The organism is Xenorhabdus anantnagensis (assembly GCF_028598555.1).
Classification (GTDB): Bacteria; Pseudomonadota; Gammaproteobacteria; order Enterobacterales; family Enterobacteriaceae; genus Xenorhabdus; species Xenorhabdus anantnagensis.
Map to the genome: position 1 here is coordinate 18,376 of NZ_JAQRFN010000017.1, position 10,832 is coordinate 29,207.

Genomic DNA, 10,832 nt, shown 5'->3' on the forward strand with positions numbered 1-10,832 from the left:
GGCTGAAAGCAGTGTTCAGGTTAGAGGGATCAACGCACGGTTTGTAATGTGGTGCATCGTATTTTTGATTAACATGTTGCATAGGGGGCTGTGATGAGCATCAGTAAGGTAGATATTGCTAACTTCGGTAGCTTTAAAGATTTCGTTTGGGAGAGCGCCCTCAGAGACCATGGCGGTAATGTTCAGAACTTCAAGCGTCTGAACATTATCTATGGTCGCAACTATTCAGGTAAGACAACACTCTCACGCATCTTCCGTGCTCTACAGACTGGTCGCATCCCTGTCAGTTACAGTACCTCATCCTTCATCATTTCTGGAGACAAAGGTGAAGTCAATCAATCGGGCGTCTCAGCGCATAATTACAATGTAAGAGTCTATAATCGTGATTTTGTGAATGACAACCTCAATTTCCTTGTCAACCAAGATGGCGGTGAAATCAAGGCATTCGCTATTGTTGGTGAGAAGAACAATGAAGTTGAAGATGCTATCACCGCGATTGAAGCCCAACTTGGTAGCGTAGAAGAAAAATCAGGGCTTAAGCATGAGTTAGAGATAAAACGCCTTGAACAAGATCGCGCAAAAGAAAATTACAAAAAAGGCGATGATGCTCTGACTGATAAGCTAAGAACTCATGCAAAGTTTCTAAAAGAAAATAAGGACTACGTTCCTGCGGCATATACAATTCGAAATATTCAATCTGACATCGAAAAAACCAATAAGCCTAATTTCAAAAAACTATCACAAGAAGAATCCAAAGTGAAAGCAGACTTATTAAAACAAGAGGTGCTTCCCGAAATTACCGACAAGGTTTCTATCAAGCTAAAATTAAACTCTCTTTTTAATACTGTCGAAGAGCTTCTGCAGCGAACTATTAAACCTACTCAGGCAATTCAAGAACTACTAGATGACAGTATTCTTCAGTTATGGGTTAAAGAGGGGATGCCCCTTCACAGAGACAAGCACGATACATGTGCATTCTGTCGCCAAACACTTCCACATGATATTTGGCAAATTCTGGATTCGCACTTCAGCAAAGAATCAATTGAACTCGAATCAGAGATTAATTTGTCTATTGCTTCTGTTGATTCTGAAATTAGGCGAATTCCAACATTCCTAAGCCTAACAAGCGACAAATTTTATTCTGAAGAAAAGTCAGCATTTGATATCAGCAAAAAAACTTTGGATGGTTGTTTGGAGGTGTACAAGCGAGATTTGGAATCACTCAAATTAGCACTTCAAAAGAGAAAGAATAGTCTCTTTCAGCTCGTAGTTCTCCCCGTAGTCAATCATGATGCCATACTTATTGAGCAGCAAGTTGAACACATCAACGAACTAATTGAGCAGAACAACCGTCGCTCCAAGACATTGGATAAAGATAAGATTAATGCGAGTGAGACACTCCGTTTATCAGATGTGGCATCTTTTGCTTCTACAATTGGCTACAATGCAGAAAGGATTCGCATTACTGAATTGAAGACTATTTCTGACATATCAAATGCAGCTTTTGTTGATGCTGAAAATGAGATCATTAGGTTAAAGAGTGAAATCACTACCCTGCGTGGAGAACAGAAAGATGAGCGAAAAGGTGCTGCTCGTGTCAATGTGCTTTTGAATCACTTCTTTGGTCATGATGGCATCAAGCTTGAAGCTCAAGATAATCGCGATAAAACTGCTGTTAAGTTTCAAATCATGCGAGATGACAAGCCTGCATATAACCTAAGTGAAGGTGAGTGCAGCTTGATTGCATTTTGCTACTTCATTGCCAAGTTAGAAGAGCCTGAAAGCAAAGATAGAAAACTCATCATCTACATTGATGATCCAATCTCAAGCTTAGATGGCAATCACATCTTCTTTATGTTCAGCTTGATCGAGAGTTTAATTACCAAACCAATCAAGAATAATGACGGCTCAAACCGCTATTGGTATAAACAACTTTTCATCTCAACTCATAATCTTGATTTCTTGAAGTATCTTAAGACAATTTCTCTTCCAAATGAAAATCATGGTGGTCATCAACACTTCATGATTGAAAGGAATGGGGCCTCGAGTAATATTTCGTTGATGCCCACTTACCTTAAAAATTACATCACCGAGTTCAATTATCTTTTTCATCAAATCTACAAATGCCGTGATCAAGAACTTGTAAATACTAATCACGAATCATTTTACTCATTTGGAAACAATTTAAGGAAATTCCTTGAAGCATTTCTTTTTTACAAATACCCCCATCATGATAATAAGAACGATGCCTTTGAAAGGATCAAAAAGTTCTTTGGGGATGACGACATTGCAATAGCTCTTGCTAATCGCCTGAACAATGAGCTATCTCACTTGGAATCAATTTTTGATCGAAGCATCAAGCCAATAGAAATTCCTGAAATTCCAAAGCTCGCAAACTATGTATTAGACAAGATTTACAAATCGGACCCTGACCAATACAATTCATTGCTAAAGAGTATAGGTGAGTCCGAGCGCACTGCTTAAAATAGAGCTTATTCTGACATGTTATGGCTAAGCTATTACTCATCAATACCATGCCAATTTTGGCGCTCAGGTTTCGTTGAGATTCTTAGTACCTTCATTGTGACTCGTTATCGTAGGTGCTAAGTCCGCTCCTCGCGCATAACTGACGGTCAAGTAGCATAGTGATTAATCACGATAAATTACCTTTTATCAGGTAAAATAGTGTTATTCTGCCTCATCTTTCTGGTAATACACCTGTTTGATGTAGCGCCCGCGTCCATCACCATGCCCCAAATCCATCGATGCTAATGCCAGCGCTTCCCGCTCACTGAAACCCTGTGCTTTATAATATTCACCGGATTGCTGAGCAAAATGATAACGCATACTGTGTGGAGCATTCTTACCCGCCAGTCCAGAGCTTCTGACAATATATCGGTAGCGGTCTATGGCCTGCGTGATCGTCGGTTTATCAATCAGTTTTCCACCCCGCTCTGCCTGCTCTCGCTCGGCATAAGCAATGGCATGTTGCAGCGCTGCCCGATCCAATATGGTCGTCTGCCGAGGCCGTCCGCCTTTGGTGCCAAATATCACCCGCACAGAGGTCTGCCCATTTTCCAGTGCTTTTTTCCAGGTGGCTAACGATTTATAGGCTTCCACCGCTTCTTTGGTACGCAACCCCAGAACATACGCCAGTTGCATCACCGCCGCCACGCGCCGATCTTTTTGCTCGACCTGCTGAAATATTTCACGGAACGCCGCCGGTGCCAACGCTGTTTTAGTTCCTTTTCGGTTTATTGCAACAATACCGAGTGCCCGGTTGCTCAAACGGATATTATCGGGATCAGCCAGCTTATGCTTTCCGGCCTGCGCTAAAACGCTTCTCAGCACGGACATTTCATTTTGCAGAGTCCGGTGGCTGATAAGGTTGGCCTTTCGCTCTGCAATATAGCGTTCAATATATCTGACTTTAAGGCTGTCCATCTGCCGGAGCTTAATGCCTTTATCCTTGAGAAAGTTAAGAAACTGCCGGGCAATCCGTTCACGATCGGCAACCGTGGCAAAGCTCCCACCCGCTTGTCGGGCATGGGTAATAAATGCTTTCCTGAACAACTCAATTTTTGAACGTGCCGATTTCTGCGCCATTCCCGCCTCTCCTGTCATTTTTTCTCTGTTTTTATTCATTTTTTTAACAAGTCTCTGCGTGTCGGTTCAGGTTCACCGTTCCGTGATGCGTCAGATAATGTGTAGCAGAGTGAGGTTGTGTTGAGTTATTGCAGGAGCTCGCGATGTGCTGAGCACAGCGATGGAAGGCTCCCCGATCATTGCCTGATCAGCTCAGGATGAACGCCTCATTATCTTGACGTATGTCATCTCTCCTTTTTTTACTGCATCAGCCTGTTTTAAGGCGGTGGGTTGAAAACCAGATCTGGGATTCGCTCGTAAATCAAACAAAATGTCTGTTAATGGTCTGTTTTGCATGGTTTCACTGAGTAATTCAGGGTTCAAATCGGTCGTGAAGGCAGACCGAATGCGCTCTGGACGCTGACGCCCGGCGACGTCACTTGGTCATCGCTGCGCTTCAACACAAGTGACGCCGCGCCATTTTCGTGACGTTTTTCGTGATAAATGCAAAATACAGGTGAATGTTGTACCGGTTAAAACAATATCGATCAGTGTGAGACAAAGCCAATTCTGCTCTGTTGTATGGGTAGCCGGTGATGAATACCACCGGGAAACTTTCATCACCAACCGTGGGTTATTGGTCTGATGATATCTGCTTCCAAAAGTGCGCAGATGTACCGCATGGTATGCACTCCCTTTCAGGCTACGGGAGTTTTCGTTTGCCGCTTAACGCTGATCCTTACAGGCAAGGGATCATTGGTAACAGTTAAATACCTTATCGATTAGGTTGAGCGAGGTCAAACTTTTGTTCGATATTAAGGTGAGAAATTCAGCGAAAAAGTCTCAACGTCAGGGTAAATACGGCCTTAAACTCATAGTCCGTAACCTGTCAGGAACACCATTCCCTTATACTTTAATCTCTAAAGGATGTTTATATTTAATGCCGGTTAATTCTGACAAATCGACCTCTTTTCCTGTCGTGAGAAAAAGGTTTCTGCGTCTCAGGTTGTACAGGTGAAGGCAATGCTCACACATATCAACCACATTCGCCGGATTTTTGATTGCCTTGAGTGTCCTGACTGCGTATTTACCACACCGGCACCGCACGACATAGATGGCACTGTTTTTATGGTTACCCCGTTGCGATAAAGGACGAACCCCTAACACGGTAAAAAAGCCATATTCATAACCCTGGACCTGCATCAGTATGTTGATTAAATTGAGTTCTCTTTTATTTAAACGCAAATCATACGTCGTTTTGTAAGGAATAAAATAACTGGATCGTTTTTGAATTTTCTTTCTCTTATCATTTTTATCGGTATCACTCATCACTTTTCCTGATCCATTTGAGAATAGATTAAAGTTTTTTCAATTTAACTCTTTTTATTATTAATTCAATAGCGAAAAAACTAAATGTAATAGGCAGATCAGATCCGGAGCTGTGTATTCCCATCACCATAAACGGCGAAGCCTCAATGGCTTCGACCATTGAGGCTTCTATAAATTGTCTACTACCATAAACAAGAGAGTTTAATATAATAGAACATGACAAGTATAGCGCTTTTAGTGTAAGTCACCTTGAATGAAATGGCATTAAGTCATTTAGCTTTTTGTGATACACATCATGAACATTAAGCTAATGCAATTCCAACATGAAATATAAAAAGACAGAAAATGGATACCCTAGTATTCTCTCAACTACACTCAAGTTACCTTTAGATTCAATCATTATTTGATCAAATTCTGATGCAGGCATTACAAAACCACCATCCGGTCCATATGTATCATAGCTTTGATGTGATTTTTTAGACGTGAACCTACCCATCTGGCCGAACAACCGGTTGCATGAACTCCTTCCTTGGCCTGAAAACCCCGTTTAGCTAAATCCCACTTTGTTCTTGTCTTGCAAAGCAAGGTGAGAGCACCGGAGCCTTACAAACAAACGAAGATGCTGTTAAAGATTGGCATATCCTATAAATCGATTTATGCTCGAATTCAGTGGCCGCCTAAACGGCCACGTTTCATGTGGAGTAGCGATTACATAAATCATAAACAAGGTTTTTGATTATTAAAAATTAAGATACGTTATACTTGCGGCATAACTCGTCAAATGTAATACCATTTTTGATCGCCTGTAAGTAATCACGTTTATTTATCTCCACCTCTTTCAGTTGACCAAAAAATTCACCAGAAATATAAGAAAATATGTATTTATCATTTTCAACCCTGACACTCCAATTATCTTTGATGAATTCCCTCTCAACTGGTTTCTGAGGTGTATTTTGGTAAGAAAGAGGCTCTTCTTCATAATATTTATTCATCATTTCACCTAAAAATTACTTGATTTTTATTTCAGTTACAGGAGGCTTATGTGAAAAATTCATCACAGCTTCAGGTACTCCGCCAGATGTATGTCCTTGATCACCTGCTAACAACTTCCCTTTTCACAAGTGCGGGCCTTATGCGCAAAACTGTCTAGTATCTCCTTCGGTGCAATGCCTTTTTCTACCAGAGACTGGACCTCTCATTCCCCAGACGGGTTGTTAGTCGATTGTGGTCAACGGCGTTTTTCGCGATAATCGACAGAAAATTCAAAGGAAATCCATTTCTCAACCACTCAAAAAATAAGCTATATCTATCGATTGAATTTATTAAAGAGAGAGTTTTCCGATACAATCATGGAGATTTCATTAGTCAGGGAGTCTATATATTCTTCTCCGTATTGTCCTCTATCCGCCATCATTCTGAACTCTCCCATAATGTAATCATGTAGATTACCCATACCGTTTATAGACTTATTTTCAAGAATATTGATAGATTTTTTTAAATCTGGGCAAAATGTTTCTTCATATCCCAATTGTTTCAAATAAATAATAACGCTTTTTAATAAAGTTATTAATCTATCAATATCATGTATGTCCTTACTTTCTAACATGTTACTACCTCTTATTTGTTACTTGATCAGGAAAAGCAGCTTTAAACTCTTCATAAGTATAAACTTTACCGGTTTTACCATCTCGTATGGATTTTACCCAATCCAAAGGATAATCACGTGGTAATAAGATCTGATCCCCTCCTCCTTTATACTTAGGAGTATCGCTAGATGGCGGCTGTTTTCCTACAATACCTATATTGAGCTTCGTGTCTTGGGGGAACTTCTATTTCAGCTTCAAATCTAGATGTGCTCCACTTTTTGTAAACAGCGGTATCATTTCTCCCCACATTCCGTTCAGTTGTTGCATACCCACCATCTAATTTAGCTTGCTTATCCGTGCCTCCAAATTTTCTGAATACAGTTACTGGCTCTTGTGTAATAACAGTTTCGTATTTTCCATCCTTGAAAGTCTGCACTACTCCATCAGGTAAAAATTCCCTATTCGTTACAACAACATTTTTATCTATTTTTGTACCTACTGATGATTTTAAATCAACTGTGGCATTTGAGACATTTTTTCCTTCAGAGAAGGATTTTGTGATCCGGTTGTCCTTATCAACCAATACCGTGACCGTCTTCCCTGTCTTCGGTGATGTCAATACCGTGGTTACAGAGCCACCCAGTCCAATGGTCGCATAGGTAATCTCCGAATATTCCGGTGGGACACCGGACGCTTACTTTATACTTGAATTCAGTGGCCGCCTAAACGGCCACGTTTGATATGAAATGAGGACTATACAAATTTGTAAGCACCGTCTAATTAGCCTATATGATATTTATGGCAAATATCATTGGCAGTTATATTACCTTTGAGTAAGTTTTCGTATTCATCTTTTGTAATCTCAGCTTTGCATTCTTTCCCTTCTAAAGAACCAGATAAACAAGAAAACACATATTTTTCATTTTCTTCTTTAACAACCCTCCACCAACTAGGATCTGTTGAGAATTCGTTATCCTTTAAAGGTGTTGGTTCGGGGTATGAGAAAGGTTTCATTGTGTAATATTCATTCATATCTTTCATTCTTTTTTACCTTTGTTAAATGATTTTATATCAATCAATTGGACATTAGGTTTATGAGAAAAATCCATTACTGCCTCTGATACCCCACCTGATGTTTTACCACCAGGCAACCAATATTGATTAGCTCCATTTTCATTACCAGATGGTATATTCAAATTCTTAAATTCACTCCTAGGTATATAAAAAACCCCTGTATCTGAATTGGATAAATATCCTTTAGTTAACCCTAATTTTTCTTCAACTATAGATAAGTTTCCTTTTGATTCAGCCATCAATTTATCAAACTCAGATTTGGGCATTACAAATCCTTTATCGGGACCGATGGTTCCAAACCTTTTTACATCATTCATCGAAGTGAACCTAATTGCACCATCATCAAATTTAGATAAGTGCGCGTCAATTGCAGCTTTAGGCATATAAGTTGTGGGATCAGGACGATGCCCTTTTTCAATTGAAAGTATTTTATTAATCGTTACATCATTTAACCCCGTGTTATTTGGTATAACACCACCAGACTGATGAGGGGATAAACCGCTATTATTTCCCTTATCAGAGAAAGATTTCGTAATCCGGTTATTCTTATCCACCAACACTGTCACCGTCTTCCCTGTCTTCGGTGATGTCAATACCGTGGTTACAGAGCCACCCAATCCAATTGCTGCATAGGTAATTTCCGAATATTCTGGTGGGACACCCAATGCTTCAAGTCCTTGTGCCCCCATCGTTTTGATAGGCTTGCCTGATTCCAGAATATTCGAGCCGGTATACAGGTTATCAATTCCTTGTGTCGCCATCACTGCACCCACTGCACAGCCAATACCTGTGCCACAAGACACTGTGCCACCAATAATCTCAACTGCCCCGCCGGCGGCCTGTATCAAGCCACCTGCACGGGTTGATATCTGGTATTTACCATCCGCATACACAAGATTGTCTGCCAGTGCATCGGCGTTTCCATACTGGAACATCGGAAACGCATAATGAGCGACGGTGCCGTCCGGTTGTGGAACATCAATCGTCAGTGTTTCTTTCGCTAACTGGTCACGTAAGGCCGCATATTCAGGCGAATTACCTTTCTCTTCCAGCTGCTTATATTTAATCCATTCTTCCGTGCCTTCCACAAACTGGGCAGAACATTTAACTATTGCACAGGCCGCAGCATCCAGTACCTCCTTCGGTGCAATGCCTTTTTCTGCCAGAGACTGGAGCTTCTCATTTTCCGGACGGGTTGTTAGTCGATTGTGGTCAACCGCGTTTTTCGCGGTCTGGGCCCATCCACACCACCGGCTGTGGAATTGGTTACCAGCCCGGCAGCAATCCCGCCGGCCAATGTCGACAGGTTGCTGACCGTTTCTTTCTCATCCGGTGAGAGATCTTGCGGGTTTTTATCCCCGTACAATGCATTAATAATAGCAGACGCGGCCAGTTCACCACTGACCGCCCCCGTTGCACCCGCCATAGCAGAGCCACCTTTCATCTCAGCAATCACGCCGCCCAAAATCGCATGGGCCATCAGATTGGTCGCTTTTTCTTCTGCCGTCAGTTGCTCATACGGCTTACCGCCGTAGGTCAACGCCTTGACCGCATTGGCCAGATAAGGCGCCGCGCCGCCAGCGAGGGCGGCTTTAATATCCCCGCCGGCCAGTCCTTGCAGGGCAGTCACGACAGCCGTCACGGCCTGACGCTGACCGCCGCCAACTTCCGCACCCTGTGCTTTGAGTGCCGCGTCGTAAGCGATTTTATGCGCCCGGTCGGCAATGGATCCCGCTGTGATTTCCCCGTTCTCCTGCCTCAGCTGCGCTTCGGCTTGCTGTTTCAGAGCCTGCTGAGTGTGCGGGTCTTTCAGGTCTGCCGTAGCTTTCTTCGTCGCCTTAATCGCTTCATGCGTATTGTAGATATCCAGTACCTGCGTGCCGATTTGGGCAATGGCCTGCGCCTGTGCCAGCCGCCGCTGCTCTTTCTCCTTGTCGAAAATCGGACTCAGGCCATTGGCGGCGTTATCAGTATCCCGGCTCAGGTCTGAGACAGCCTGTTTTTGCTTATCCGCATCACGCACAATAATCGTGCCGTCACTGACCGCCGCATGGGTCATTGACGATTTACTGTCACTCTTGTTGGAGCCGGCCAGCATATTCGAGACCATATTGGACACCAGCTGGCTGCCCACCGCGCCGCCGGTACTGATACCCACACTCTGGTGCTCCGTTTTATATTCCGCCTTGTTCTGGATATCACTAAAACCCAGCGTGCCCGTCTCCAGCCGGTTTTTGTCTTTATCTGCTGTGCTGGCAATCACCGCGCCGTCAAGCTGGGTATGTTCGCCCACCTTGATATCAAAGCCGCCTTTACCGGCAAAAATGCCCGTTTGTTCGTTCACCGAATCAAATGTGCTGTGCAGCTTGTCACGGCTGGCATTGACACTGGCCGAACCACTCATTGAGCCGTAAGTAAAGCTGGCGCCGGCACTGATGTTTTCCTGTCTGGCGTCGTAATTGTCTTTATCCTGCTCGCTCTGCAAATGCAGATTGCGGCCGATATCGGCGGTGACTTTCTCCCCGCTGACCTGCGCCCCTTTGAGCGTGGTGTCCTGACCGGATGTCAGGCTGACCTGATTGCCCACATCAATCAGTGTTTCGCTATGGGTGACGCCGTCGCCGGTTTCATGCCCCTTGCCCTTATTGACACTGGCGGAGAATTTAATGCCGTAACCGCCCTGCCCGGCGGTCAGTCCCACACCGACACTGCCGCCTTTGCTGCTGTTTTCACCGCGCGTCGTCTGGGTATTTTCAGCGGATTGCAGGACGATATCCCGTTTCGCGTCCAGGGTCACATCCCGCCCGGCTTTCAGACTGCTGCCGGCAATCTGAATATTGCCGCTGTCTGCCTGAGCGTTGTCGCCTTTTGCGATAATACGGATATCCCGCCCGGCATTAAGCTGACTGCCCTGTGACTGTGTCTGTTCTGTGCGGGTTTCGGATTTCGCCGACTGGCTGCCATAGGAAAGCTGGATACCGATGGTGTCTGTCGGTTTTTCCGCGTTGCCGCCCGCCTGATTAATCGCATCGGCTTTGGCAGAATCCGCCTGACTAAGTTTTGTGTCTTTAGGTAAGACTCCGTGGTCTCACCGTAAACGTAACGTCGCTATAAGGTCGGCTATATCAGCCGATGTCATGCCGACAGCAACACCGGCATGACCCGCTATTACAGCCAGAATCCCAGTTTGCACTTAAAAGGGGGCAATCGGTGAATATCACCGTTGAACGGGGGGTAACTGATCATTCAATTAGCTGA

At 43.7% G+C, this 10,832-nt stretch carries 10 protein-coding genes and 1 pseudogene; 3 read left to right on the forward strand and 8 right to left on the reverse strand.

What is annotated here, in order from left to right:
* The first annotated feature begins 93 nt into the window (after positions 1–93).
* Complete coding sequence (locus PSI14_RS13185) at positions 94–2,484, forward strand: AAA family ATPase (protein ID WP_273576326.1); 2,391 nt, start codon at positions 94–96, stop codon at positions 2,482–2,484.
* A 204-nt stretch (positions 2,485–2,688) separates the two neighbouring features.
* On the opposite strand, the gene PSI14_RS13190 is transcribed toward PSI14_RS13185, so the two are convergent.
* Positions 2,689–3,606, reverse strand: coding sequence for an integrase domain-containing protein (locus tag PSI14_RS13190; protein WP_273576327.1), 918 nt, complete (start codon positions 3,604–3,606; stop codon positions 2,689–2,691).
* Positions 3,607–4,178: 572 nt separating this feature from the next.
* On the opposite strand from PSI14_RS13190, the gene PSI14_RS13195 reads away from it, so the two are divergent.
* Complete coding sequence (locus tag PSI14_RS13195; protein ID WP_273576328.1) at positions 4,179–4,355, forward strand: hypothetical protein; 177 nt, start codon at positions 4,179–4,181, stop codon at positions 4,353–4,355.
* Positions 4,356–4,491: 136 nt separating this feature from the next.
* On the opposite strand, the gene PSI14_RS13200 is transcribed toward PSI14_RS13195, so the two are convergent.
* From PSI14_RS13200 to PSI14_RS13230, 7 genes are all read right to left on the reverse strand, one after another.
* Positions 4,492–4,914, reverse strand: a complete 423-nt coding sequence (locus tag PSI14_RS13200) for a hypothetical protein (RefSeq protein ID WP_273576329.1) — start codon at positions 4,912–4,914, stop codon at positions 4,492–4,494.
* Positions 4,915–5,660: 746 nt separating this feature from the next.
* On the reverse strand, positions 5,661–5,906 hold the full coding sequence (locus PSI14_RS13205; RefSeq protein ID WP_273576330.1) for a hypothetical protein: 246 nt from the start codon (positions 5,904–5,906) through the stop codon (positions 5,661–5,663).
* A gap of 314 nt (positions 5,907–6,220) precedes the next feature.
* Entirely contained in the window at positions 6,221–6,520 is a 300-nt protein-coding gene (locus tag PSI14_RS13210; RefSeq protein ID WP_273576331.1) for a hypothetical protein, read from the reverse strand.
* 164 nt (positions 6,521–6,684) lie between these two features.
* Complete coding sequence (locus PSI14_RS13215) at positions 6,685–7,083, reverse strand: hypothetical protein (protein ID WP_273576332.1); 399 nt, start codon at positions 7,081–7,083, stop codon at positions 6,685–6,687.
* Positions 7,084–7,280: 197 nt separating this feature from the next.
* Positions 7,281–7,541 carry a hypothetical protein gene (locus PSI14_RS13220; protein WP_273572372.1) on the reverse strand — a complete coding sequence of 87 codons (261 nt, stop codon included), beginning with the start codon at positions 7,539–7,541 and terminating at the stop codon, positions 7,281–7,283.
* Entirely contained in the window at positions 7,538–8,662 is a 1,125-nt protein-coding gene (locus PSI14_RS13225; RefSeq protein WP_273576333.1) for a hypothetical protein, read from the reverse strand. Before PSI14_RS13225 ends, PSI14_RS13220 begins: the two co-directional genes overlap by 4 nt.
* A 110-nt stretch (positions 8,663–8,772) precedes the next feature.
* Complete coding sequence (locus tag PSI14_RS13230) at positions 8,773–10,599, reverse strand: hemagglutinin repeat-containing protein (RefSeq protein ID WP_370688861.1); 1,827 nt, start codon at positions 10,597–10,599, stop codon at positions 8,773–8,775.
* Between the two features lie 78 nt (positions 10,600–10,677).
* Between PSI14_RS13230 and PSI14_RS13235 the strand changes: the two are divergent.
* Positions 10,678–10,776, forward strand: a pseudogene (locus tag PSI14_RS13235) (SymE family type I addiction module toxin); the annotation flags it as partial.
* Between the last annotated feature and the right edge of the window lie 56 nt (positions 10,777–10,832).